Consider the following 24,037-nt stretch of genomic DNA (forward strand, 5'->3'; position numbering starts at 1 on the left):
CCTCGTACCGAGAAGGGACAACGCGCGCCTCAAAGAAAAAGCCCGCCGTTTCCGGCGGGCTTGAAGTTGACATCAGCGAGAATGACTCCTTGGCGTCACCCATGATATGGGGTCTGAACGGTCGCCGCGCATTCGGATATGTGTATTACTACGAAAGTGCTAGTCATAAGGCTGTGAAACACTTTCCTTCGAGCGGCGTTTCCCCGGTGAGCCAATCGGGGAAACCTCATGGATGCGACCAGACAGGCGGCGGAAGGGGCGGCCCGCATCGAACACGGGCAAGCCGCGCCGGGCGGGCGCTCGATCCCGACCGAATTGAAGGTGTTCACCTGGAAGGTGCTGATCGCCGCCGGGATCTTCGGGCTGATGTTCGTCGCCTGGAAGGTCGCGGACGCGCTGCTGCTGGTCTTTGCCGGCGTGTTGCTGGCGATCCTGTTGCAACGGATGGCCGACGGGGTGCGGAAGGTCTCGCGTCTCTCTCAGGGATGGGCGTTGGGCATCGTGCTCGCGGTGATGGCCGTGGCGCTGGTGGGCGGCGTCTTTTTGCTGGGGCATTCGGTCATCGGGCAATTCGACCAGTTGACCGAGCAGATCAACCGCGCCGTGGAGCAGTTGCCGGGTACGATCCGGGACGAAATCGCCCAGCAGGGGCGCGACGCCACGTCCTGGATGAACCGCCTGCGGACGGTCGCCTCCAGCGTGATGTTCTTCCTGGGCGATGCGGTGGTTGTGGTGTTCACCGCGATCTATCTGGCGGCTTCACCGAAGGTCTATCGGCGCGGGATCGTGCTGCTGGTCCCGCCGCGCGGGCACGCGCGTGCCCACGAGGTGCTGGACGTCATGGGTGAGTCGTTGTGGAAATGGCTGATCGGCCAGCTCGCCTCCATGGCGATCGTCGGGGTTCTGGTCACCGGCGGGCTGCTGCTGCTCGGCATCCCGAGTGCCCCGGCGCTGGGGCTTTTGGCCGGCTTGCTGGAGTTCATTCCGCTGATCGGGCCGGTGCTGGGCGCGGTGCCGGGAATCCTGATCGCCTTCGCGCAATCGCCCACCGACGCGATGTGGGTGGCGCTTCTTTATCTGATCGTCCAGCAGATCGAGGGCAACGTGATCACGCCGCTGATGCAGAAAAGCGTCGTCGATCTGCCGCCGGTCATCACCATCGGCGCCATCGCGGCGGGCGGGGTGCTGTTCGGCCTCATGGGCATGTTCCTGGCGACCCCGCTGGCCGTGGTGGCCCTGGTGCTCGTCAACATGCTCTACATTGAGGACAAGCTGGGGGAGGGCCGGCATTTCCCTAGCGAGGATTGATGCCGGCCGCCTTCATTTTTCGGCCGGCGATCAGCTTCTTGTTGGATTGGAACGTTTTTCATTCGTCATGACCGGGCTTGACCCGGTCATCCACGCCGGAGTGACCACGCGCCAAAGTCGCCGTGGATGCCCGGCTCAAGGCCGGGCATGACGGTAAGGCGGAATGCGTCCAAAACAAAAAGGGAGCCGTTACAGGGCCCGCGCCGACGCCATGGGCGCCGACCGCACCTCGGCGACGTAGTTCTCAAGCTCCGCCGCGCGGCGGATGCCGGTGTGGGAGGCGAGCACCCGACGCCGCGCCGCCCGGCCGAGACGCCGCGCCTTGTCGCCCGGCGTGTCGCGCAGCCAGCGCATGACCTGTTCGCTGTCGTCGGTGATCAGGATTTCCTCGCCCGGCTTGAACAGGGTGTCCAGGCCCGGCCAGGGGTCGCTGATGATCGGCGTGCCGCAGGCCGCCGCCTCGAACAGGCGGACGCTGGGCGACCAGCCGGCCGCCACCATGTCGGCGCGGGTCACGTTCAGCGTGAAGCGCTGGGCGTTGTAGAAGCGCCGGTGCTCCGCCGGCGGCAGGTGGTCGATGCGGGTGACGTTGGCCGGCCAGCCGATCGCGGTGTCCGGATACTGTGGCCCCGCAACGATGAAGGTCCCGCGCTCCCACGCCCGCGCCGGTTCGACCAGCAGGCGGTTCAGCATGGGCTGGCGGTCGTCGCTGTAGGTGCCGAGATAGCCCATGTCCCAGCGCACCGGCCCCAGCTCCGGATAATAGGCGTCGGGATCGACCGAGCAGTAGAGCGTGCGGGCGCGCTGGGCGCCGAACTCCCGCTCCAGCCGGTCGAGGATCGGGCCGCCGGTGAAGGACAGGTAAAGGTCGAAGCCCGGCACCACCTCGGCCGCAATGTACTCGGTGTCACCGCGCTCCATGCGGGCGACGGTGACCGGCGTGTCGATGTCGTAGAAGGCGGTCACGCCCCGCGCGGTTTCCTGCACCCAGCGGGAGACGGCAACGCCCTCCGGCACGTAGGAGCCGACGACGACGAGGTCGGCGTCGCGCACCGCCGCCGCGTGCTTCTCCGCCAGCTCGTCCAGGCTGTCGTAGAGGACGGTCGTGCAGAAGTCCGGCTTGGGAAGATCGCGGTTGGATGCGTACCAGGGCTTGTCGCGCTCCAGGAACAGGACGCGGTGGCCGCGCGCCGCCATGCCCTTCAGCAGGGCGCGGTAGGTGGTGGCGTGCCCGTTCCCCCAGGAGGAGGTGATGGACAGGCCCAGAACGACGACATTGAGCTTGCGCGCCATCACACGCCCTCCCCAACGGAATTCAAGACCTCGCCGGTGAGGAGTTGTTCCACCAGCACCGCGCGGTTGTCGTAGGTGTGGTCGGCCAGAACGCGGCGCAGGGCCGCTTGGCCGATGGCCCGCGCCCGCTCCTTGGTCAGGGCGGCGACATGCTCGGCCACCTCGGCGCCGTCCTTGGCGACCAGAACCTCGGTGCCCGGTTCCAGGAACTCCTCGATGCCGACCCAGGCGTCGGTGATCAGGCAGGCGGCGGCGCCGGCGGCCTCGAACACGCGGGTGGCGGGGGAATAGCCCATCTCCGCCATGCTCTGCCGGCTGATGTTCAGCACCGCGAGGCCGGAACAGTTCAGCGCGTTGTGGTCGGCGGTGTAGACGTGGCCCAGCACGCGGACGTTCGGCGGCACCGGCTTGTCGTGCCAGCCGTTGCCGGCCAGCAGGAAGCGGCGGTCCGGCAGGCGCGACGCGGCGTCCAGGAAGAATTGCTCCACCCGCGCCTCGCGGTCGGGCAGGCGGTTGCCGAGGAAGGTCAGGTCGGTGTCGAACCGCTCGTCGTGGGGCACCGGATGATGCGTCTCCGGATCGAGCGCGTTGTAGACCGGCACGCACTTGCGGGCCCCCAGCGCCGCGAAGGCGTTCACCACCGGCGGGCCGCCGCCGTAGGTCAGCACCATGTCGTATTGCGGGATCAGCCGGTGCAGGACGGCGGCCGGGTTGGCGTGCAGGTCGGCCAGGGTGGCCGGCGCGTCCACGTCCCAGTAGATGGCCAGCCCGTCCGGGCGGCGGATCGACAGCACGCCCTCGGCCAGCTCGTCGTCGAAGACGCCGACGCCGCTGGCCTTCACCACCACATCGGCGCCGCGTCCGGCCTCCAGGGCGCGGTGCAGGCCGTCCTCGGTCGCCGGATAGACGACGACCTTGGCCCAGGGCGGGTCGGCGATGTCGCGATGCTTCTGCCGTTCATAGGCGTCGGGTTCGTAGAAGGTGACGCGGTGACCGCGCGCCGCCAGGGCGCGGATGATGCCCCGGTAATAGGTGGCGGCTCCGTTCCAATAGGCGGAGACCAGGCTCGATCCATAGAACGCGATGTCGAGGCCAGCCATCAGGCGATGCCCTCCTTCACGGATTCGGCGGTGTTTTGAAAGGGGGTGTTTTCAACGGGGGTGTTTTGGAGAGTGTGCGCGCCCAGCGTCCGGCAGACGTCCAGCAACTCCTCCACCCGGTGGGCGCAGGTGTGGCGGCGGCGGATGGTGTCCAGCCCGCTGCGGGCGAGGCTGGCGGCGATGTCGCGGTCGTTCAGCACGACGCGCAGCAGTTCGGCCATCGCGGTGCCGTCGCGGGCGACGAGATAGTCGCTGCCGGGCTGGAACAGCCCCTCCGCGTCGTTCCACGGTGCGCAGATCAGCGGGATGCCGCAGGCCAGCGCCTCGAACACGCGTATGGTCGGGATGCCGGGCAGGGCCTCCACATAGGGCCGGCGCGGCACATGGACGGTCACGCGATGCCGCGCGAAAGCCATCGGAGCCTTGTGGTTCGGCAGCCAGCCGCCGTAAGCGATGCCGGACTCCGCCAGCGCCGACAGCGCTTCGCCGGGGTAGCGCACGCCGTGGATGCGCGCCGTCAGGCCCAGATTGCGGACCGGATCCAGCAGATACTCGTGAAGCTCGGTGGTGCGCTCGCCGTCGCCCCAGTTGCCGACCCAGACCAGATCGCCCTCGACCGGCTGGCCGGGCAGCGGATGGAACAGGGCGGTGTCGGCGGCCTCGTGCCATGTCCAGGCGCGGCCGGCCCAGCCCAGTTCCAGATAGCGCTGGCGCAGCACCTCGCCGAAGGCCAGCACGCCGTCGTAGGCGCTGAGATCCAGGGCGGCCATCTCCTCTGGCTTGGAGACGACGCGGTGGTGGGTGTCGTGGAACAGCAGGCGGAAGCGCCCGCCCGCCGCGCGCTTGCGCCCGATGGATGCTACCAGCGCCGGGTCGGTCCATTCATGCACCAGCACCACGTCGGCCCCGTCCAGCGCCTCGTCGAGGTTCAGCGTGGCGGGATCGTAGGTCTCCGAGACCAAGCCGGGGAAGGTCCGGCCGAAGCTGGCCAGCGTTTCCGGCCCCGCCGATTCGGCCAGCAGGTTGGCGCGGCTCCACCCGTCGGCCGGCTCCAGGACGCGGACGGAATGGTCCTGCGCCTGAAGCTCCCGAACGATTCCGCGAAGGAAATGGGCGTTGCCGTGGTTCCAGCAGGAAACCAGGGAATGGCAGAAAATGACGAAGCGCATGGCACCCGCTTGTTGGCTTGTCTGGTTGGCGGCGCTGGACCGGCCGCAGGGGGGACACTGAACCGCGCCTTGGTGCGGCTGCGAAGTCCGGGAAAAGCAGTACTCTTGCTCGCCTAGATCGATAGGGGTGCGGAGCGGATGTCCTAGTCCGTCGGTCGTGATCCTGCGTCCTGGCGTTAGGGAATGGCCGTCGCGGCGGCCTTGGCGCGCAGCTCCGCGTAGGCGTCCAGTGTGCCGCGCACCATGCGGAGGGCGGTGTAGTCGTGCGCCCGGCGCCGCGCCGCCGTGCCCAGCGCCTTCACCCGCGCCGGGTTGTCGGCCAGCGCGGTCATCGTGCGGACGAGGTTTGCGCGGTCGTCCGGATCGACGAAGACGGCGGCGCCGTCCCACAGCTCCCGCAGGCTCGGGATGTCGCCCAGCACCAGCGCGCAGCCCGATAAGGCGGCCTCCAGAGGCGCAAGCCCGAACGGCTCGTAGCGGGCGGGGTGGGCGAAGATGGAGGAGCGGCCGAACCAGCGCGCCAGCTGGTCCGCCGGCAGATGCCCCAGGTGGCGGGAATGGCGCAGCGGCTTGGGTTGTCCGTCCGGGCCGTCCAGGCTGCCGGCGACGAACACCGACCAGGGCAGGGCGCCGGCCACCGCGTCCAGCATGCCGATGTTCTTTGCCTTGTCCCACACCCGTCCAGCGGCGAGGATGATGGGCTGTTTGGGCAGCGGGCGGTACTGCTGCGGGTCACGTCCGTTGGGGATGACGCGGGAGCGGGGCAGGTGTTGGTAATGCCGCTCCAGCGCGTCCAGCATGGCCTGCGTCGGCGCCGCCACCATGTCGGCGAGGCGCAGCCCGTCCGAGACCCGCTGCGCGTAGCCGTCCCAGGATTTCGGCGCATTTTCCCCGTGGACCGCGCGCCACCAGGACATCACGCAGGAATGGCCGACGCACAGCACCGGCGCGCGGAACGGCAGCGCGGCGGCGGCGTAGCCGTTAACGTGCACGATGTCGGGCCTCAGCCGCTTTTCCAAGTCCAGCAGCCAGTCGCCGGCCTTGTGCAGATCCTCCTCCGGGTCGGCCATCCATTCCAGCTTGAAGGGCGCGTGGTCGAGCGTCAGCCCTTCGATCTTCGCGGCGGCTGCCGCGCGCGCGGCGTCCGGGGGCGGCCCCATCACGGCCAGCGAGGTGGACACCCCCACCCGCGCCAGCCCGCGCGCCAGTTCCAGCGCGTAATCCCACACCCCCCCGACCGCGTCGGCGGTCATCAGAACGCGGGAGGGGCGAAGGGGTGCGGATGCGTGACCCATGGCGCTACTCCGCGGCCTTCAGGGGCATCGGGCCGATGTCTTCCAGCTCCGGCAGGGGCTTCGGCGTCTGGTCCTGGAAGTCGCAGAAGCGGCCGTAATGGGTGAGGTAGAAGTCCACCGCCCGCTCCCACGCCTGATCATCGGGCAGGCCCCAGCGCAGCCGGTAGTCGGGCGAGCCGGGGTAGGGGAACAGCGGCACCGGGTCGTTGGCCCACACGCCATTGTCGCGCATGTGGTCGCGCCACGCCGCGATGAAGGCCGGGTCGTCGCCCTCCGACAGGATCAGGTTGGCCTGGACGAAGGGCACGACCGTCTTCGCCAGGATCAGCCGCTCCGACAGCTCGTCCGTGCCCATCCGGCATTTTTTGTCCAGCGCGGCGCGCCCCTCCACCGTCAGGCTTTCCACGCCGGCCTCGATCGACACGCAGCCGGCCTTGCCCAGCAGTTCGATCATCGCAGGCTTCCACAGGTCGAGCCGCGTCTGAATGCCGAACTTGATGCGGCGCTCGGCCAGCGCCTCCAGCAGCGGCTGGTTGGGCAGGAAGATCTCGTCGATGAAATAGACGTATTCGATGCCCTGCGCGATCAGCCGGTCCAGCTCCTCCATCACCACCGGCACCGGGCGCTTGCGGTAGCCGTCGCGGAAATTCTCCTTCGCGCAGAAGGTACAATGATAGGGGCAGCCGCGCGAGGTCTCCATCTCCGCGCCCGGCCCGGTCGGCGCACCGTCGAAGCGATGATGGTGGTGGTGGTGGCGCTTCACCCACGCGTCCGGCCAGGACAGCGCCGGCAGGTCGGTGAAGGTCGCCGCCGCCGGCCCGCCGTTGACACGGATCTCATCCCCGTCCCCCTCCTTGGCCCAGGTGCAGACGTGCTGAACCGAACGCCAATCGTTGGAATCGGCGAGACGGACCAGCACCTCCTCGCACTCGCCCATCACCAGGGCCTCGACGCCCAGCTTACGCAAAGCCGCCTTGGGCGTCGTGGACCCGTGCGGGCCGACGCCGACCATGCGCCCGCCGATGTCCTTCAGCGCCGCAACGGTCTGCATGGGCACGCGCAGTTCGGGCGGGGCGCAGCGCCAGAACAGATAGCTGGGGGCTGTCGTGACCACGGTCAGGTCGGGGGCGAACGCCCCAACCCTGGCGCGGACCTCGTCCAGCGTCAGCCCGAACAGCTGGCCGTCGATGATCTCCGCCTCATGCCCGGCAGCCTCCAGCAGGGCCTTGGCGTAGCCGAACTCCAGCGGCAGGTGCGGTTCGCGGCAGCCGAAATAGATGCTGCCGTCGAAGCTCCAGGGCGGGTTTACGAGCGCGATCTTCATGCCGTCAGCCCCTTTACGACGCCACGCGTTGACGGTCCGCCGGGACCGCGCGCGCGTCGCTCAGCCAACGGGCCAACCGCATCAAGCCTTCCTCGACGCCGACCTGGGGGCGCCAGCCGGTGCGCGCGAAGAAGCGGCCGGTGTTGGACACGTACCAGGGCTGGTCGCCGGGCCGCCATTCGTCGAAGGCGACGTCCGGCTTCACGCCGATCAGGACCGGGAAACGGTCCAGCAACTCCAACAGGCTGACGGTGTTCGCCGTGCCGCCGCCGATGTTGAAGGCGTCGCCCTGCAACGACCCGATGCGCTCCTGCGCCAGCAGCATCGCGTCAACCAGATCGTCCACGAACAGGATGTCGCGCACCTGCCGCCCGTCGCCGTAGAGCGTGATGGGCTCGCCGGCCAGCGCCCGCTTCAGGAAATGGGCGACCCAGCCCTGATCCTCCGTCCCGAACTGGTGCGGGCCGTAGATGCAGCTCATCCGGAACACGGTCGCCGGAATGCCGAAGGTGCGGGCATAGTCCAGCACATACTGGTCCGCCGCCCCCTTGGAGCAGCCGTAGGGGCTCGCGAAGTCGAGCGGCTGTTCCTCGCCCACGCCGCGCCCGGCGAGCAGGGCCTCCTTCGGCCCATAGCGGTTGCCCGTGCTGGCGAAGTTCACGCCCGGCAGCTTGCCGTAGACCTTATTGGTGGACGTGAAGACCAGCGACGGCGGCCGGTCCTGCGCGCGGATCGCCTCCAGCAGGGTCAGCGTGCCGGCGGCGTTCACCTGGAAATCGTGAATCGGATCGACCACGCTGGTAGTCACCGCCACCTGGGCCGCCAGATGGTAGACCTGTTCGGCGCGGGCGACCGCCGTTTCGACGGTTTCCCTGTGGCGGATGTCGGCGACGACGGCTTCGATCCGGTCGCCGTGGGTGGCCTGAAGCCAGGCGAGATTCTCTTCGACCCCCGCCCGCGACAGATTGTCGAGGATCAGCACCTTCCGCCCGTCGGAGGCCAGACGGTGCGCCAGATTGCAGCCGATGAAGCCGGCGCCGCCGGTGATCAGCACGCAATCCCGTGTGCCCTTGCGCCCGCTCATGCCGACAGTCCCCGACAGGCCAGTTCCCGGCTCGCCTGTTCGACGCGGTCTTCGGCGACTTGCCGGCTCAGCCATTCCGACAGCTCGGCGAGGCCGTCCGACAGCTCGACGCGCGGCTCGTAGCCCAGCGTTTCGCGGATCAGCGTGATGTCGGGGAAGCAGTGGCGGATGTCGCCGACGCGGCAGCGCCCGGTGATCTCGGGCTGGATGTCCGGCCGTCCGACCGCGACGGCCAGCGCCGCCGCCACCTCCTGCACCGAGCGGCTGACGCCGCTGCCGACGTTGAAGACCTTGCCCGGCGCGTTCTCGTGGGTCATGGCGAGGCGGCAGGACTGCACCACATCATCCACATGGATGAAGTCGCGGCGCTGCAAGCCGTCCTCGAAGATCATCGGCGCCTTGCCGTTCAGCAGACGCGACGCGAAGATCGCCAGCACGCCCGTGTAGGGGTTGGACAGCGCCTGCCGCGTGCCGTACGCGTTCCAGAAGCGGAGTGCGGTGGTCGGGATGTTGTACGCCTCGCCGATGATGAGGCAGAGCCGCTCCTGCACGTACTTGTTCAGCGCGTACACCGAGCAGAGGCGGGGGTGGTGCGTTTCCGGCGTCGCGACGGGGGTCAGCCTGCCGCCGTTCGGCGCCACCGGCTCCCACCGGCCGGCCTTCATCTGCTCGACCGTGCGGGCGCTCACGTCCACCGGGCGGCCCTCGTCGTCGAGATAGAGGCCCTCGCCGTAGACGCTCATGCTCGACGCAACGACCAGCCGTTCGACCGGCTTTTCGATCAGCGCCTGCAACAGAACCGCCGTGCCGTGGTCGTTCACGCCGACATAGTCGCCGACCTGATACATGCTCTGCCCCACGCCGACGCGGGCGGCCAGATGCACCACGGAGTCGACGCCCTTCAGCGCCTTGGCAACGGCGTCCGGATCGCGCACATCGCCGACCATCAGTTCGATGTCGGGATTGAGATAATCGGGGCGGCGGCCCTTTTCCCCATGGACCTGTTCTTCGAGGCTGTCCAACACACGAACGCGGTGCCCCAGGGCCAACAGCTCATCGGCCAGATGGGACCCGATGAAGCCGGCACCCCCGGTAATCAGCACTGTGTGTGTCATCTGGCGTCCTCCACCGCATCTTGTTCCGCGGCGTGAACGTCCTTCGAAGCAGGCAAGTTCCTTAAATATTTGGAAGACTTTGATTCTTAGGTTGTAAGCTAATTCTTAGGTTGTATGCTTTTCTGCCGAAACGCATATGGGCCGCTCCCGCTCTGCGTGTGGCGCATTTTGTCGCACCCTCGGATCGTCGTAATTTGAAGCAATTTGTATATTAATCGCGCTATATGTTTTGCCTACAAAGGTAATACCATTACACCGTCGCTCTGGGCGGCGCAGCGGTACTGGAGAGGCAGGCGGGCATGGCGTTCACCAGCGTAGCACTGACCGGGCGCGAGCGGACGTTCCACGAGGACGAGATCATCGTCTCCAAGACCGACCTGAAAGGGCTGGTCACCTACGCCAACGACGTGTTCTTGCGGGTCAGCGGTTTTTCCGAGGCCGAGATTCTGGGCAAGCCGCACAACATCGTCCGCCATCCGGACATGCCGCGCTGCGTCTACAAGCTGCTGTGGGAACGCATCCAGGCAGGACACGAGATCTTCGCCTACGTCGTCAATCGGGCGAAGAACGGCGACCATTACTGGGTGTTCGCGCACGTCACCCCGGTCTTCGGTCCCGGCCAGACCATCACCGGCTACCATTCCAGCCGCCGGCTGCCGTCGCGTACGGCGGTGCAGGCGGCCACCGGCCTTTACGCGGCGCTACGCGCGGAAGAGGCCAAGCACGCCGACCGCAACGCGGCCATGGCGGCCTCGGGCGCCATGCTGGGCTCCCTCCTTCGCGACAAGGGCACGACCTATGACGAATTTGTCTTCAGTCTCTAAGGCTCTGGTCGCGGTCTGGCTGGTTGCGGCGCTGGCGGCGGCGCAGGCCATCCTCGGATTCGCGGGGGGCAATCCCGTGGCCGGTGCCATCGGCGCCCTGGCCGTGCTGCCCTGCGTGGGTGCCATTCGCTGGCTCGGCCTGACCAACCGCTCGCTCGCCAAGGCCAGCGCGGTTCTCGCGGCGGCCGAGAAGGGCGACCTTCAGCCGCGCATCCTGCACATTCACGGCACCAGCACGGTCGCCGAGATGCTGCGCACCATCAACCGCCTGCTCGACCGCGTGGAGTCCTTCGGCAAGGAGGCCAACGCCGCCATGCAGCACGCGGCGGAGGGCCAATATTATCGCCGCATCGTCATGACCGGCATGGTCGGGGAGTTCGGCTCCTATTCCCGCCAGATCAACAACGGCCTGGAGGCGATGGACGGCAAGAGCCGGGAGTTCGTGGACAGCGCCACCCGGATCGGCGCCAACATCAAGGAGGTGGCGCAGAGCCTCGCCGCCAGCGCCGCGCAGCTTGAGGCGGCTTCCTCCTCCATGACCAGCGTCGCGACGGTGACCAGCGAGCAGTCCTTCTCCGCCGCCTCGGCGGCCGGGCAGGTCTCGTCCAACGTGGACGGCGTGGCCTCGGCGACCGGCGAAGTGTCCGGCGCCATCGGCGAGGTCGCCCAGGGCGTGGCACGCACCGCCGACCTCGCCCGCAACTCCGTGGAAAAGGTGAGGGAGGCCGACGCGACCATCCGCTCCCTGCTGGCGGCGGCGGACCAGATCGGCGCGGTCGTCCAGCTCATCAACGACATCGCCAGCCAGACGAACCTCCTGGCGCTGAACGCCACCATCGAGGCGGCACGCGCGGGCGAGGCCGGCAAAGGCTTTGCCGTGGTCGCGACGGAGGTGAAGAACCTCGCCAACCAGACGGCCCGCGCGACCGAGGAGATCACCGCCCAGATCGCCCAGGTCCAGTCGGTGACCAAGGACACGGCCGACGTGATCCAGCTGGTCGGCGCCATGATCCACGACATCGACGAGATCGCCGTCGGCATCGCCGGTGCCGCCGAGCAGCAGAGCGCCGCCATCGACGAGATCAGCCGCGCGATCCGCGAGGCGTCGGCCGGCGTGCGGACGGTGGCCGACGCGGTCACCCACGTATCCACCGGCACGCAGGAAGCCAGCGCCGCCGCCAGTCAGGTGCTGGCCTCGGCGGGCGAGCTGTCGCGCCGGGCGGTGACGCTCAACGGCGACATCGACGGTTTCGTGACGCAGGTCTGCGGCGCGAAGCGGTAAAGCTTTCCACCGCATCGGGTGCGCGGAAATCGGCGCACCCGGCGCGGCTCATTGGTTATCGAGGCCTCATCACCCATTCGTCGGGTAGAGGTGGGGCTTCAGTTCGGCCCAGGTCCGGCCGGCCGTGAAGAAGTGTTCGTCGCGCACTTCCTCCACCATCACCCAGACATGCGCGGGGTCGTACCCCAGGTTTTCGGCCACCACGCGGTGGATGTCCGCCATTGTCCGGCGAATCGCTTCCGGGGATTTCCCTTCCATCGTCTTCAACGTCACCAGCGGCATGATGCGCTCCCATCCTGAGTCCAATTTATGGACTCAGGATGGCGAAGCTGCGTCCGCTTTGCAAGCTCTGATACTCTGCCCGTCATGGAACCGAACGATACCACCCCCACCCCCAACCGTGTCCCTCTGGACAAGTGCGGTCTTGCCCGCGCGCTGGCGCTGATCGGCGACCGCTGGACCCTCCTGATCCTGCGCGAAGCCTTTTACGGCGTTCGCCGTTTCGAGGAGATGCGCGCCGACATCGGCGCCCCCCGCACCGTGCTCAGCGAGCGCTTGGCATCCCTGGTTGAAAGCGGCCTGATGGAGCGCGAGCCCTATCAGGAGCGGGGCCAGCGCACGCGGTTCGAATACCGTCTGACCGCCCAGGGCGCGGACCTGCTTCCGGCACTCGTAGCGCTGATGCAGTGGGGCGATCGCCACCTTGGCGATGGAGAGCCGCCGCTGGACCTGCGGCACGCCGAATGCGGAGCGTCCGTCCGTGCAGCCCTTGTCTGCGAACACGGCCATATCCTCAGCCATCCGCGGGAACTGCGCCGCTGAAGGAAAGTTTCGCGCGAACGTCGGATGAAGTCGCTCGCGCATCGCGGAGTTGAGACAAATTGCCCGCAATGCGCCGCAACGCCCCGTGAAGAATTGAATGGCTTTCGACCGCTCTGGTAGACTGCGCCGCAGCGGATTATCGGAGTGTACGAATGAACGGCCTGTTCGCACGCATGTCGATCTCGGCCAAGGTGGTCGCCCTCAGCCTTGGCGGGCTTTTGGTGCTGGCGGCCGCAACCGTCTTCATGTCGCTCCATCTGGTGCAGAGCGAGATGGCCGACCAGGCCGCCCGCCGCCAGGAATCCAACATGGCCATCGCCTGGGAGGTGCTGAACCACCTGGGCAAGGAGTTCAAGGTCCAGGACGGCAAGCTGTACGCCGGCCCGACGGTCCTGAACGACAATGAAGAGCTGGTGGACCGCATTGCCCGCATCGCGGGCGGCGTCGCCACCGTGATCCAGGGCGACACGCGCATCGCCACGACCGTGCGCAAGCCGGACGGGACGCGCGCTTTGGGTGTGAAGGTCAATCCGGGGCCCGTCTACGACTCCGTCCTGAAGGCGGGAAAGCCCTATCGCGGCGACGCGGAGGTGCTGGGCGAGGCCTACTTCACCGCCTACGACCCCATCAAGAACGCCCGTGGCGAGGTCGTCGGCATGCTGGTCGTCGGCCTGAAGAAAAGCGAGTTCTTCGCCATGGTGACGCCGCTGATCGCGATGATCGCGCTGACGGCGGGCTTGGTGGCGCTTCTGGTGTGCGTGGCGTCCTTCGTGCTGGTGCGCCGTCTGCTGTCGCCGGTGGGGCGCCTCAACGCCGTGCTCGGCCGGCTGGCGGAGCAGGACTATTCGGTCGCCGTGCCGGCCACCGACCGCGCGGACGAGATCGGCTCCATCGCCCGTGCCATCGTCGCCTTCAAGGACAGCATGCGGCAGGCCTCCACCTTGAAGGCCGAGCAGGAAGCGGCCACGCGGGCGCAGATCGAGCGCGCCCGGCGCATCGAGGCGTTGCTGCGCGATTTCGAAAGCAAGGCGGAGGAGACGCTGTCCTTCGTCATGAACGGCGCCGACAAGATCCAGAGCACGGCGGAGGACATGGGCAAGGGCGTCAACCGCACCTCCCACCGCACGCTGGAGGTCGCGCGTTCCTCCGAACGGTCGCGCACCAACATCCAGCATGTCGCGGCGGCGGCGCAGCAGCTCGCGGCCTCCATCCGCGAGATCGGCCAGCAGGTCGCCTCCTCCTCCTCCATCGCGTCGGAGGCGGTCAGCGAGGCGCAACGGGCCAACGGCATGGTGCAGGGCTTGGCCGAGACGGCGGAGCGGATCGGGCAGGTGGTCAAGCTGATCACCGCCATTGCCAGCCAGACGAATCTCCTGGCGCTGAACGCCACCATCGAGGCGGCGCGGGCGGGGGAGGCCGGCAAGGGCTTCGCCGTCGTCGCCAACGAGGTGAAGAACCTCGCCAGCCAGACCGCCAAGGCGACTGAGGACATCGTCCAGCAGATCGGCGCCGTGCAGCAGGCGACCGGCGACGCCGTGGTCGCGATCGAATTGATCGGCGGCATCATCGAGCGCATGCGCGAGGTATCCGGGTCCATCGCCGCCGCCGTGGAACAGCAGAGCGCGGCGACCGAGGACATCTCCCGCAACGCCGTTTCGGTCAGCGAGGACACCACCACCGCCGCGCGCAGCGTGGTGTCGCTGACGCAGGCGAGTGCGTCGTCCTATGGCGCCGCCTTCCAGGTGTTGTGGGCGGCGAAGGATCTGCGCGAACCGGCGCAGGCGTTGCGTGCCGAAGTGACCACACTGCTGAACGGAGTGCGAAGCGCATGATCCGAAAGTTTGACACCCAAAAATTTGACGGTCGAACCGTAGTGTGCGCTATAACGTAAAGTGGTGGTAGGCCAGGAATCAATGAGCCGGAAAGTGATGGGTGGGAAATGAACTACACCGTCCGTGACCTGGGCGGCGTCCGGGAAATCGACCTGCGGGGGCAGCTGACCTTTGAAGCCAACGACGATTTTCGCCGAATCATCGAAGGCATGGAGAAGGACAAAATCTCCGACTGCGTGCTGAACCTCGGCAGCCTGGATTTTATCGATTCGGCCGGTCTGGGGCTCCTGGTGCTGGCCAATAACACCGCCAACCGCTCGCGCGTGCGCCTGAAGCTGAAGCAGCCCAAGGGGCAGGTGCGGGAGATGATCGAGATCTCCGAGTTCCACACCATCATCCCCTGCGAGTTTTGATCGCGCGGCAACCGATAAGGGCGGTGCGGACACGGGGTGATGCGGACACGGTGATGGACAGGCAAGCCCCGGCCCAACCAGCGGCCCCGTCTCCGGCCCCTTCCCCGGCCGCGGCCCGGTCGGTCGGCGGCCAGCGGGTGCTGGTGGGCCAGCCGCGAGCGGGAATCGCGACGGCGCTCCGCCGTGGCCTGGCGGGGATCGGCGTGCGCTATGTGGACGTGGCGCTGGACGTCGCCGGGGTTCTGGCATCGGCGGAAGCCGGGCTGCCCGACCTCGTGGTAATCGACCGCGCGCTGCTGGACCACGCACCCGACCTGATCGCGTCGTTGCGGGCCGCCGATGGTGCGCGGGAGCTTCCCGTGCTGGTGCTGGGTCGCTTCGGATCGGCGGCGGACCGGCGCGCGGTGATGGAACTGGGCGCCACCGACATCCTCGCCCGGCCGATCTCCCGTGCCGAACTGGCCGCAAGACTGCGCGTTCACCTGGAAAACCGCTCGCTCAACCGATCCCTGCGGGAGGTCATCCGCAGCCTTCAGACCTTCCACACCGGCGCCGTTCAGCGCATGCAGCTTGCCCGCGACATGCAACTGGCGCTGCTGCCGGACGTCGACGCCTGCCAGGACATCGAACGGCGCTACGCCGTGCGGCTGGACAGCCATTTCGAATCCAGCTCCGAACTGGGCGGCGACATCTGGGGGGCGCGGGTTCTCGACGAATCGCGCTTCGCCGTTTTCCTGTGCGACTTCACCGGGCACGGCGTGGCCGCGGCGCTGAACACCTTCCGCCTGCACGCGCTGCTCGCGAAGATCGACCTGCCCGGCGACGACCCGGCGGAGACGCTGGGCGCCATCAACCGCCTGCTGGTCGGGCTACTGCCGGAAACCCAGTTCGCGGCGATGCTCTACGCCGTCGTGGACACCGTCGAGGACCGCCTGACCTACGCGACGGCCGGCGCGCCGAAGCCGATCATCGGCATTCCCGGCCACAACCTGCTGGTGGGGGAGAGCGTCGGCCTGCCGCTGGGCGTGTCGCTGAAGGCCAGCTATCGGAACCGCGTCATTGACTTCCCGCCCGGTGCCTTCCTGTTTCTGTTCAGCGACGCGCTGTTCGAATCGCGCGATTGGGAGGGCCGTCCCTTCGGCTACGAGGGCGTTCTCGACCTTGTGCGCTGGAGCCACCGGGATCTGGACGGACAGGGGGAAGGTTCGCTCGCCAAACTGCTCGACCGCTATTTCGACGTCATGCCACGTCCGCTCGCGGACGATCTGACGGCCCTATGGCTGACGAGGCGAGGGCGTTAGGGCTCAGCCCGCCCGCGCCAAATCCACCACGCCGACCACGGTGTTTCCGGAGCCTTCGTAGATCAGCTCGTCGAAGCTGACCATGCGGGCCAGCGCGATGCCGCGCCCGTGGGTGGCGCTGGACCGGAAGGCATCCACGGCGAGGTAGCGGGTCCAGTCGAAGCCGCGCCCCTGGTCGGTCACCGTGAAGACGACGCGGGCGTCGTCGCGCGCAACGCGCAGGGTTGCAGTCTTGTCAAGGTTCTCGGGCAGGGCCAGCCGCCGCTCGATCTCGCCGGACAGCATGCTGCCCATCTTCAGCTCGCTCTTGGCCTCGTAGCCGATGCCCAGGTTGCCGTGCTCGACGGCGTTCATCAGCAGTTCCATCAGCCCGAAGGCGAGCTTGCGCGTGTTCGGGATGATCGAGGACACGGCGATGGCGAGGTTGTGCGCCTCCTGCGGGGTGCGGAAATGGAAGGTGCCGTCGCGCATCAGCGCCATGGCGTCGTTGCGCGAACGCACGTCGCCCTGAAGCTTGGTCAGGTGCGCGTAATCCTCCACCGCCGCCGATGCGACGGAGCGCAGCAGGTCACCGGCGTAAGGCTTGATGAGGTAGTAGAACACCCCGGCCTGGATGGCCTCGGCGATCTCCGCGCTGCTGTCGGACACCGTCTGCATGATGACCGGGATCGCGCCGAGGTCGGGATCGGCCTTCAGCCGCTTGAAGAACTCCATCCCGTCCATGCCCGGCAGCTGACGGTCGAGCAGGATGACGTGAATGGTCTCTTGCCGGTCGGCCAGGATCCTCCACGCCTCCTCGGCGGTGGCTGCGCCCAGCGTCCGATAGCCCATGCGCCCGAGATAGCCGGCGACAATGGCGCGGCTCATCTCCTCGTCATCCACGACCAGAGCGCTTATGGGATCGGCCATTTCGGGCGCTTTCATTGCTGTGGAAAGAGGATTCCACCAACCACGGGTTAATAAACCGTTCCCGGAGACAAGCCGTATTCCCGCGTGACCTCATCCACCGCCGCGACAAGCTCCTGGACGGCCTCCGGCGGCGGGCCGCTTCCGCCGAGCCGCCGCGCGTCGGTGACGATCCGGTCGGCGGCCTCGGCCACGCGGTCGAATCCGACGCTGCCGGCGGAACCCTTGATGATGTGCCCTTCCTGCTCCACCGCGTGCAAATCGCCCTCCTTCATGGCATCGCGCAGCCGGTCGAGATGCACGGCGACGTCGCGGAAGAAGGTGTCCATCAGGTTGGCGAAACCGTCCTTGCCCAGGACTTGGCGCAGTTCGTCGAACTTGGGCCGGTTGACCGGCGCGGGTGCGTTCGGGGGCGGGGACGTGCGGGTGCCCCAGCGGTCCACGGCGTGCAGCAGCAGTTCCGGGTTGATCGGCTTGGGCAGATAATCGTCCATCCCGGCGGCAAGGCAGGCCGCGTCATCGCCCTGCATGGCGTTGGCGGTCATGGCGACGATGGGGACGCGCCCCGACGGGCCGCTCCGCCGGCGAATGGTCCGGGCGGCGGTCAATCCGTCCATCACCGGCATCTGCACGTCCATCAGGACGAGGTCGTAGGGGATGGCGGCGACGGCGCTCACGGCTTCCTCCCCGTTCGACACTGCTTCGGCGACGTGGCCGGCGCGGCGCAGCAGGGCGAGGGTCAGCTGCTGGTTCACCGGGTTGTCCTCGGCCACCAGGATGCGGCAGCGCCGGCGCGGCGGTTCCGCGTCGGCAAATGGGTCGCCCGTGGCCAGGACGGACGGCTGCGGGTCGAACAGGCGGGCGAGGCAGGCGCGCAAGGCGTTGGTGCGGATCGGCTTGACGATCCGCGCGTCCACGGGCGCCACCCCTTCCTCCTTCCCCTCTGTCCGGTGCGAGGTGGCGAGCGCGAGGCGCAGGCCGTCCAGCGCGCGGGTGGCGCGGATGCGGGTCGCCAGTTCCGGCCCGGTCATGCCGGGCATGCGGTGGTCGATGATGGCGGCGTGAAAGGCGCGCCCAGCCTCCCGCGCGGCGTGCAGCCGGTCCAGCGCCTCGGCGCCGGAGGCGACGGCCTCCGCCTCGATGCCGAAGCCCTTCAGATGGCGCACCAGCAGGTCGCGGTTGACCGCCACGTCATCCACCAGCAGCACCCGCCGCCCGGTCCAGTCCGACGGCGCCAGGGTCGTCGCGACGGCGTCCGGTCCCCGCCCCAGCGGCAACGTCACCCAGAAGGTGCTGCCGACGTCCGGCGTGCTGTCCACGCCGATGCGCCCGCCCATCAGTTCGGTCAATCGCTTGCAGATCGCCAGCCCCAGACCGGTTCCACCATGGCGGCGGGCGGCGGAGGCGTCCACCTGGGTGAACATCGTGAACAGCCGCTCGCGGTCGGGCGCGGCGATGCCGATGCCGGTGTCGCGCACCTCGAACCGCACGTCGCGGCCCCCGGTTCCGGAAGTGCCTTCCTCCGAAACGACGCCTTCCTCCGAAACAACGATGGTGACGCTGCCCCGGTCGGTGAACTTCACGGCGTTGCCGGCGAGGTTGATGAGGATCTGGCGCAGCCGGCCGGGATCGCCGCGCAACGGCCCGCGCAGGGAGGGCGGGACGTAGCTGATCAGTTCCAGCCCCTTTGCGACGGCGCGCGGGGCCAGCAGTTCCACCACGCTCTCGACCAGCGGCAGCAGCTCGAACTCGCTGACCTCCAGGTCGAGGCGCCCGGCGTCGATCTTCGAGAAATCGAGGATGTCGTTGATGATGACCAGCAGCGATTCCGCCGATTCACGGATGGTCGTGGCGTAGCTGCGCTGCTCCTCGTCCATCCGGGTCTCCAGCAGGAGACCGGCCATGCCGATCACGCCGTTCATCGGCGTGCGGATCTCGTGGCTCATGGTGGCGAGGAATTCCATCTTGCTGCGCTGCCCGGCCTCGGCCTTGTCCTTCGCCTCGCGCAGCGTGCGCTCCACCCGGCGGCGTTCGGTCAGGTCGCGGACGATGGCGGCGAACAGCGGGCCGTTGCGCGTCTTCACCTCCGCCACCGAAAGGTCAAGCGGGAAAATCTCCCCATTCTGGCGGACGGCGTTCACCTCGCGTGTGAAGTTCACACCAATGCGCCGGGTGCCGCGCGCCACCTCCTCCATGGCGCGGGTGTGGTCGTCGATGTGCCGGGGCGGAACCAGTTCGCGCAGCGTCCGGCCGACCAGCGCGCCCGGCGGGTAGCCGAAGATGCGGTGCGCGGCGGCGTTGGCGCTTTCGATGGTGCCGTCGGGCCGGGCGGTCAGGATTCCTTCGACGGCCGTTTCCAGAATGGCGTTCAGGCGGGCGTTGCTCTCCTCCAGATCGGCGCCCTGCCGGTGGACCAGCGCCATGGAGCGGATCAGCGTCACCGCGAACAGGAGGATCACCAGAATGAAGCCGGCGGTGATCAGGCCGGCGTTGCCGAGGCTGGCGCGCCAGCCGGCCAGTTCCTCGTCCTCACCCCGGCTGACGGACAGGACCAGCGGCCACACCGGCGTTGTTCGGTAGGCGGTGATCAGGGCTTGCCCATCCGGGCCGGTTTCCCGAAACACGCCGTGTTCGGCGCTGGGAAGGTGGTTGCGGAACAGCTCCGACCCCGCCGCCTGCGCGCCGACCCGCTCGGGCGGCAGGGGCAGGCCGGTCAGCAGCACCCCGTCGTAACGGAACAGCGCCACCATGCCCTGGCGGCCGATCCGGACGGTTTGGAAGATGCTCTGGAAATACTCGGGATTCACGGAGGCGAAAACGACGCCCAGCAGCGCGCCGTCCACGTCGTACACCCCCCGGCTCATGGGCAGGGTCCATTTGCCCGAACGATCCTCGCCCGGTCCCACCGCCACCATGTTGCGGCCTTTGACCGGCAGCCCGACGAACAGCCCTCTGGGGCGTCCCGGCACATGCCCCCGGAACAGGTCGAGTTCAGCCAGCGACTGGCCGGACAGGGCGGTGTCCTCCGTGCTGGCCACCAGCTGCCCGTTGGCATCCAGCAGCGCCAGCGCGCGCAGATGGGGGGAGCGGCGCAACCGTTCCTGCAGCAGGGCGATGATCTCCGTCCGCTCCTGCGCGCCGGAGGGCAGGCCGGTCGTTCCCAGTGGTTCGGTGATGGAGGCCAGCGTGACATCCACCGCCTGCACGGTGCGCGTGGTCGAGGCTTCCAGCGCGCTCGCCAGGTTGTCGAGGCTCTGTTCCGCCTTTTCCAGCGTCAGCGCCCGGTTGACGTGGAACTGGTAGCCGATGTCGAACAGCAGGGCCGCCACGGACAGGGCCGCGAACGCCAGCATCCCGCCTCGGTGCAGAAAGAGGCCATGCTTGAGCATGTTGCGCGGTCCCAGTGTCGGAGTGGCCGCCTTCTCCAAAAAAGAGAGGGGCGGGCCAAAGGCGGTGTAAGGGCGATCTTGCCCAAGAAAATCTTAACAGCGGGTGGAAGATTGGCAAGCTTCCACTGCCGGTAACTGTCTCATGGTGTTATCGTGCCGCAGCCTTGCCGCCTGCGTGGCGGGTTGTTCGGAAGGGGGCTGCGGATCATGGGACGGCGTCTTGCGGTGTTGCCAGTGCTGGCGGTTGGCATGCTGGCGTTCGCCGGAGTGGGCGCGTCCGATTCGGCGGCGGAGGGGCGGCTGGAACGGCTGGTGCGGACCGGGCTTCTTCGCGTGTGCATGTGGCCGGACTACTACGCGATCTCCTACCGCAACCCGCGCACCGGCGAACTCCAGGGACTCGACATCGAGCTGGCGCGGGCCTTCGCGCGCGAACTCGGCGCGCGGGTCGCCTTCGTGGAGACGAGCTTCCCGCGCTTCATCGACGACCTGCGCGAGGATCGCTGCGACGTCGGCATGTTCGCCATCGGCGCCACCCCGGCCCGCGCGCGGACGGTGGAGTTCAGCCGTCCCTACCTGCGCAGCGGCATCTACGCCGTGACTACCCAGACCCACGCGCGCATCCGGCGTTGGGAGGATCTGGACCAGGAGGGCATGGTGATCGCCGTGCAGAAGGACACCTACATGGACGACTACGCCCGCGGCACGTTCAAGCAGGCCCGTATCGTGGCCGTCACCCGTCCCCAGGAGCGGGAAGAGGAGGTGCAGTCCGGCCGCGCCGACGCCTTCCTGACCGACTATCCCTATGGGCAGCGCATGCTGGCCTTTCATCCCTGGGCCCAGTTGATCGAACCGGCGGTTCCGGTCCAGGTGACGCCCTACGCCTACGCGGTCGCGCAGAACGATCCGGCGTGGCTGGAGCGGGTGAACCGCTTCGTCGATTCGATCAAGCGCGACGGCCGGCTGGAGACGCTGGCCGGCCGCTACAAGCTGACCCCCATCGTCGCCCGGGATTGAGCATCAGATCTCCACCTGCGTTCCCAACTCCACGACGCGGCCCGGCGGGATGCAGAAGAACTCCGTCGCCGATAGGGCGGTCTTGGACAGCAGGATGAACATCGGTTCCCGCCATCCCGGAAGGCCCTCGGTCTTCGATTGAATCAGCGTCTCGCGGCCCAGGAAGAAGGACGTTTCCATCATGTCCAAGTGCAGGCCGTAGCGGCGGCACCGTTCCAGCGCGCGGGGGATGTGCGGCTGCTCCAGATAGCCGTAGCGCAGGACCACGCGGAAGAAGCCCTTGCCCAGCTTTTCCACATACACGGCCTTGTCCGGATTGACGCGCGGTACCTCCTCGATCTGCACGGTCAGGATGACCACGCGCTCGTGGATGACCTTGTTGTGCTTGATGTTGTGGAGCAGCGCGTGCGGCACCACGTCGGGGTTGCCGGTCATGAAGACGGCGGTGCCGGCGACGCGTTGCGGCGACTGCGGCGAGACCCGTTGCAGGAACAGGTCCATCGGCAGCGCGTCGGCGTAGAGCCGGTCGGCCAGAATCGCCCGGCCCCGGCGCCACGTGCTCATCAGCAGATAGACCGCGGCGGCGATCAGCAGCGGGAACCAGCCGCCCTCCGGCACCTTCATCAGCGTGGCGCCGAACAGCGCCAGGTCGATGACCAGGAAGAAGGCGAAGGCCGCGATGACGAAGACCGGGTTCCAGCCCCACAGCCGCCACGCCACCACGGCGGCGAGGATCGTGTCGATGGCCATGGCGCCGGTCACCGACACGCCGTAGGCGGCGGCGAGGTTGCTGCTCGACCCGAAGCCGATCACCAGGATCACCACACCGGCCAGCAGCAGCCAGTTGTTGCGTGGGATGTAGACCTGCCCGACCTCGTGCTCCGAGGTGTGGCGGATCTCGCGCCGGGGCAGGTAGCCGAGCTGCACCGCCTGCCGGGTCAGCGAGAAGGCGCCGGAGATCACCGCCTGGCTGGCGATGACCGTGGCCGCCGTGGACAGCACCACCAGCGGCAGCTGCGCCCAATCGGGGGCCAGATGGAAGAAGGGGTTTTCCAGCGTCTCCGGCTCGTGGAGCAGCATCGCCCCCTGCCCGAAGTAATTGAGCACGAGCGCCGGCAGCACGAGGTACAGCCACGCGAAGCGGATCGGCGCGCGGCCGAAATGGCCCATGTCGGCGTACAGAGCCTCCGCGCCCGTGACCGCCAGAACCACGGCGCCCAACGTAATGAAGCCCAGCCAGCCGTGCACGGCGAACAGCCCGATCCCGTAGAGCGGGTTCAGCGCGCGCAGCACGTCCGGCCACTGAACCACCTGCACGAGGCCCAGAATCGCGAGCGTCGCGAACCACAGGGCCATGATCGGACCGAAGAAAATGCCGACGCGTCCGGTGCCCTGCCGCTGGAAAAGGAACAGAAAGGTGATCACCAGCACGGTGATCGGAAGGACGAAGGGCTCCAGCGCCGGGGTGACGACCTTCAGCCCCTCCACCGCGCTCAGCACCGAGATCGCCGGGGTGATGAGGCTGTCGCCGTAGAACAGCGCCATGCCGAGGATCGACAGCGCGATGATTGCCCGGCCGCCGGCCACCGACCCCAAGCCCCGGTGGGCCAGTGTGCCCAACGCCATCACGCCGCCTTCGCCCCGGTTGTCGGCGCGCATGATGACCATCACGTACTTCACCGTGACGACGATGATCAGCGCCCAGAAGGCCAGCGACAGCACACCGAGGATCGTGGGCTCGTCCAGTGGAAGCCCGGTGTGGGTGAAGGCCTCCCGCAGCGTGTAGAGCGGGCTGGTCCCGATGTCGCCATAGACGACGCCCAGCGCGCCCAGCACGAGCGCCGGCATGCGGTTGGAATGCGTGGCGCCGGCATCACCGCCGCTCGCGCCCGAGCCGCCCGTCCCCGCGTCGTTGGTGTGGTTGGCGGTGTCCATGAGCGATTCTTTCGTGCCCTTGCGCGTTCCGCCGTTCCACTATGGTGGCGCGCAATTGCTTTGGAAAGCGCTGTTCATCCCGCGAACGCTTTCCATACGTCATCGTTCCCATTTGCACCCTCGCCACCACCTTCGCCTCAATCAACCCCGGCGGCAACCCCGGCGGGTTTCGCCGTGGCCGAAACGCCACGCCCGTGCGGGCGTGCGCGGAGGTGGAACGAAATGAGAACTTTCCGCTTGTCGTTCATTCTTTGTTCTGTTACCTCTCGTGACACCACACGATGTGATGGAGGTCACCATGTCGGTCCTGGCTTTTCTGCGTGAGTTCGCGACTCTGACGGCCCTATTCGGCACGCTGTTCGTTTGGACTTTGGTCGGTCGCGCCTTCGGCTTCTGAACACCGCTCCGGTTCCGGCGTTTACTTCGCCAAGGCGCCGATCTGCTATATTGATTGGTCGCTTTCGCCGGTAGCTCCCCCGAATGGAGTCGCCTTTAGGGCTGATCTTCGTCGGTATAATCATCCGAAATCCCAAGCCGCATCGCGCGCCGCACCGCCTACATCCGGAAAGCGCGTCATCGAACCCGCCGCCTGCCGTGGTGGGAGAGGGGGCGCGTCATAATGAGTCGT

Annotated in this window: 19 protein-coding genes; 8 read left to right on the top strand and 11 right to left on the bottom strand. The window is 67.8% G+C overall.

Annotated elements, in window-relative coordinates; all coding sequences use genetic code 11:
• Positions 1 to 228 precede the first annotated feature (228 nt).
• A complete protein-coding gene (locus tag J2852_RS21305) occupies positions 229 to 1,308 on the top strand; it encodes an AI-2E family transporter (protein ID WP_209879391.1) in 1,080 nt (359 codons plus the stop codon).
• Positions 1,309 to 1,497: 189 nt separating this feature from the next.
• Here J2852_RS21305 and J2852_RS21310 read toward each other — a convergent pair whose 3' ends face one another.
• The 7 genes from J2852_RS21310 to J2852_RS21340 form a co-directional block, all read right to left on the bottom strand.
• The gene (locus J2852_RS21310) at positions 1,498 to 2,601 is read right to left on the bottom strand and encodes a CgeB family protein (RefSeq protein WP_209879394.1); all 1,104 of its coding nucleotides are present in this window, start codon (positions 2,599 to 2,601) and stop codon (positions 1,498 to 1,500) included.
• Complete coding sequence (locus J2852_RS21315) at positions 2,601 to 3,701, bottom strand: CgeB family protein (protein ID WP_209879397.1); 1,101 nt, start codon at positions 3,699 to 3,701, stop codon at positions 2,601 to 2,603. The genes J2852_RS21310 and J2852_RS21315 overlap by 1 nt, the downstream gene beginning before the upstream one ends.
• Complete coding sequence (locus J2852_RS21320; protein ID WP_209879399.1) at positions 3,701 to 4,870, bottom strand: CgeB family protein; 1,170 nt, start codon at positions 4,868 to 4,870, stop codon at positions 3,701 to 3,703. Before J2852_RS21320 ends, J2852_RS21315 begins: the two co-directional genes overlap by 1 nt.
• 176 nt (positions 4,871 to 5,046) lie before the next feature.
• Positions 5,047 to 6,165, bottom strand: coding sequence for a glycosyltransferase family 4 protein (locus J2852_RS21325; RefSeq protein ID WP_209879402.1), 1,119 nt, complete (start codon positions 6,163 to 6,165; stop codon positions 5,047 to 5,049).
• A gap of 4 nt (positions 6,166 to 6,169) precedes the next feature.
• Complete coding sequence (locus J2852_RS21330) at positions 6,170 to 7,489, bottom strand: TIGR04295 family B12-binding domain-containing radical SAM protein (protein WP_209879405.1); 1,320 nt, start codon at positions 7,487 to 7,489, stop codon at positions 6,170 to 6,172.
• A 13-nt stretch (positions 7,490 to 7,502) separates the two neighbouring features.
• Positions 7,503 to 8,573, bottom strand: coding sequence for an SDR family NAD(P)-dependent oxidoreductase (locus J2852_RS21335; protein ID WP_209879407.1), 1,071 nt, complete (start codon positions 8,571 to 8,573; stop codon positions 7,503 to 7,505).
• The gene (locus tag J2852_RS21340; RefSeq protein ID WP_209879410.1) at positions 8,570 to 9,688 is read right to left on the bottom strand and encodes an NAD-dependent epimerase/dehydratase family protein; all 1,119 of its coding nucleotides are present in this window, start codon (positions 9,686 to 9,688) and stop codon (positions 8,570 to 8,572) included. Before J2852_RS21340 ends, J2852_RS21335 begins: the two co-directional genes overlap by 4 nt.
• A 299-nt stretch (positions 9,689 to 9,987) precedes the next feature.
• Here J2852_RS21340 and J2852_RS21345 point away from each other — a divergent pair, with 299 nt between their 5' ends.
• Both J2852_RS21345 and J2852_RS21350 read left to right on the top strand, forming a co-directional pair.
• Positions 9,988 to 10,512 (top strand): PAS domain-containing protein, encoded by a 525-nt coding sequence (locus J2852_RS21345; RefSeq protein WP_209879414.1) that lies wholly within the window; start codon positions 9,988 to 9,990, stop codon positions 10,510 to 10,512.
• On the top strand, positions 10,487 to 11,794 hold the full coding sequence (locus J2852_RS21350; RefSeq protein WP_209879417.1) for a methyl-accepting chemotaxis protein: 1,308 nt from the start codon (positions 10,487 to 10,489) through the stop codon (positions 11,792 to 11,794). The genes J2852_RS21345 and J2852_RS21350 overlap by 26 nt, the downstream gene beginning before the upstream one ends.
• Positions 11,795 to 11,863: 69 nt before the next feature.
• Here J2852_RS21350 and J2852_RS21355 read toward each other — a convergent pair whose 3' ends face one another.
• Positions 11,864 to 12,076 (bottom strand): tautomerase family protein, encoded by a 213-nt coding sequence (locus tag J2852_RS21355; protein WP_209879420.1) that lies wholly within the window; start codon positions 12,074 to 12,076, stop codon positions 11,864 to 11,866.
• Positions 12,077 to 12,160: 84 nt separating this feature from the next.
• Here J2852_RS21355 and J2852_RS21360 point away from each other — a divergent pair, with 84 nt between their 5' ends.
• From J2852_RS21360 to J2852_RS21375, 4 genes are all read left to right on the top strand, one after another.
• Positions 12,161 to 12,616: a winged helix-turn-helix transcriptional regulator gene (locus J2852_RS21360; RefSeq protein ID WP_209879423.1), complete on the top strand. Its 456-nt coding sequence runs from the start codon at positions 12,161 to 12,163 to the stop codon at positions 12,614 to 12,616.
• 152 nt (positions 12,617 to 12,768) lie between these two features.
• Positions 12,769 to 14,448 (top strand): methyl-accepting chemotaxis protein, encoded by a 1,680-nt coding sequence (locus tag J2852_RS21365; RefSeq protein WP_209879426.1) that lies wholly within the window; start codon positions 12,769 to 12,771, stop codon positions 14,446 to 14,448.
• A 107-nt stretch (positions 14,449 to 14,555) separates the two neighbouring features.
• The gene (locus J2852_RS21370) at positions 14,556 to 14,861 is read left to right on the top strand and encodes an STAS domain-containing protein (RefSeq protein WP_209879430.1); all 306 of its coding nucleotides are present in this window, start codon (positions 14,556 to 14,558) and stop codon (positions 14,859 to 14,861) included.
• 53 nt (positions 14,862 to 14,914) lie between these two features.
• Entirely contained in the window at positions 14,915 to 16,162 is a 1,248-nt protein-coding gene (locus tag J2852_RS21375; RefSeq protein ID WP_209879433.1) for a PP2C family protein-serine/threonine phosphatase, read from the top strand.
• A gap of 3 nt (positions 16,163 to 16,165) precedes the next feature.
• Here the strand turns inward: J2852_RS21375 and J2852_RS21380 are convergent, their stop codons facing one another.
• Positions 16,166 to 17,071, bottom strand: coding sequence for an ATP-binding response regulator (locus J2852_RS21380; RefSeq protein ID WP_209879436.1), 906 nt, complete (start codon positions 17,069 to 17,071; stop codon positions 16,166 to 16,168).
• 47 nt (positions 17,072 to 17,118) lie between these two features.
• A complete protein-coding gene (locus J2852_RS21385) occupies positions 17,119 to 20,421 on the bottom strand; it encodes a response regulator (RefSeq protein WP_209879438.1) in 3,303 nt (1,100 codons plus the stop codon).
• A gap of 243 nt (positions 20,422 to 20,664) precedes the next feature.
• Between J2852_RS21385 and J2852_RS21390 the strand changes: the two genes are divergently transcribed.
• On the top strand, positions 20,665 to 21,474 hold the full coding sequence (locus J2852_RS21390; RefSeq protein WP_209879441.1) for a substrate-binding periplasmic protein: 810 nt from the start codon (positions 20,665 to 20,667) through the stop codon (positions 21,472 to 21,474).
• A 3-nt stretch (positions 21,475 to 21,477) separates the two neighbouring features.
• On the opposite strand, the gene J2852_RS21395 is transcribed toward J2852_RS21390, so the two are convergent.
• On the bottom strand, positions 21,478 to 23,409 hold the full coding sequence (locus tag J2852_RS21395; RefSeq protein WP_209879444.1) for a potassium transporter Kup: 1,932 nt from the start codon (positions 23,407 to 23,409) through the stop codon (positions 21,478 to 21,480).
• Between the last annotated feature and the right edge of the window lie 628 nt (positions 23,410 to 24,037).

Source organism: Azospirillum soli (genome assembly GCF_017876165.1).
Classification (GTDB): Bacteria; Pseudomonadota; Alphaproteobacteria; order Azospirillales; family Azospirillaceae; genus Azospirillum; species Azospirillum soli.

What these genes read in the sequence shown, in the direction of transcription:
- J2852_RS21320 (WP_209879399.1), bottom strand. Translation starts at nt 4,870, where the DNA reads ATGCGCTTCGTCATTTTCTGCCATTCCCTGGTTTCCTGCTGGAACCAC.
- J2852_RS21345 (WP_209879414.1), top strand. Translation starts at nt 9,988, where the DNA reads ATGGCGTTCACCAGCGTAGCACTGACCGGGCGCGAGCGGACGTTCCAC.
- J2852_RS21395 (WP_209879444.1), bottom strand. Translation starts at nt 23,409, where the DNA reads ATGGACACCGCCAACCACACCAACGACGCGGGGACGGGCGGCTCGGGC.
- J2852_RS21325 (WP_209879402.1), bottom strand. Translation starts at nt 6,165, where the DNA reads ATGGGTCACGCATCCGCACCCCTTCGCCCCTCCCGCGTTCTGATGACC.
- J2852_RS21360 (WP_209879423.1), top strand. Translation starts at nt 12,161, where the DNA reads ATGGAACCGAACGATACCACCCCCACCCCCAACCGTGTCCCTCTGGAC.
- J2852_RS21330 (WP_209879405.1), bottom strand. Translation starts at nt 7,489, where the DNA reads ATGAAGATCGCGCTCGTAAACCCGCCCTGGAGCTTCGACGGCAGCATC.
- J2852_RS21385 (WP_209879438.1), bottom strand. Translation starts at nt 20,421, where the DNA reads ATGCTGGCGTTCGCGGCCCTGTCCGTGGCGGCCCTGCTGTTCGACATC.
- J2852_RS21355 (WP_209879420.1), bottom strand. Translation starts at nt 12,076, where the DNA reads ATGCCGCTGGTGACGTTGAAGACGATGGAAGGGAAATCCCCGGAAGCG.
- J2852_RS21310 (WP_209879394.1), bottom strand. Translation starts at nt 2,601, where the DNA reads ATGGCGCGCAAGCTCAATGTCGTCGTTCTGGGCCTGTCCATCACCTCC.
- J2852_RS21390 (WP_209879441.1), top strand. Translation starts at nt 20,665, where the DNA reads ATGGGACGGCGTCTTGCGGTGTTGCCAGTGCTGGCGGTTGGCATGCTG.
- J2852_RS21365 (WP_209879426.1), top strand. Translation starts at nt 12,769, where the DNA reads ATGAACGGCCTGTTCGCACGCATGTCGATCTCGGCCAAGGTGGTCGCC.
- J2852_RS21305 (WP_209879391.1), top strand. Translation starts at nt 229, where the DNA reads ATGGATGCGACCAGACAGGCGGCGGAAGGGGCGGCCCGCATCGAACAC.
- J2852_RS21315 (WP_209879397.1), bottom strand. Translation starts at nt 3,701, where the DNA reads ATGGCTGGCCTCGACATCGCGTTCTATGGATCGAGCCTGGTCTCCGCC.
- J2852_RS21375 (WP_209879433.1), top strand. Translation starts at nt 14,915, where the DNA reads ATGGACAGGCAAGCCCCGGCCCAACCAGCGGCCCCGTCTCCGGCCCCT.
- J2852_RS21335 (WP_209879407.1), bottom strand. Translation starts at nt 8,573, where the DNA reads ATGAGCGGGCGCAAGGGCACACGGGATTGCGTGCTGATCACCGGCGGC.
- J2852_RS21380 (WP_209879436.1), bottom strand. Translation starts at nt 17,071, where the DNA reads ATGGCCGATCCCATAAGCGCTCTGGTCGTGGATGACGAGGAGATGAGC.
- J2852_RS21350 (WP_209879417.1), top strand. Translation starts at nt 10,487, where the DNA reads ATGACGAATTTGTCTTCAGTCTCTAAGGCTCTGGTCGCGGTCTGGCTG.
- J2852_RS21370 (WP_209879430.1), top strand. Translation starts at nt 14,556, where the DNA reads ATGAACTACACCGTCCGTGACCTGGGCGGCGTCCGGGAAATCGACCTG.
- J2852_RS21340 (WP_209879410.1), bottom strand. Translation starts at nt 9,688, where the DNA reads ATGACACACACAGTGCTGATTACCGGGGGTGCCGGCTTCATCGGGTCC.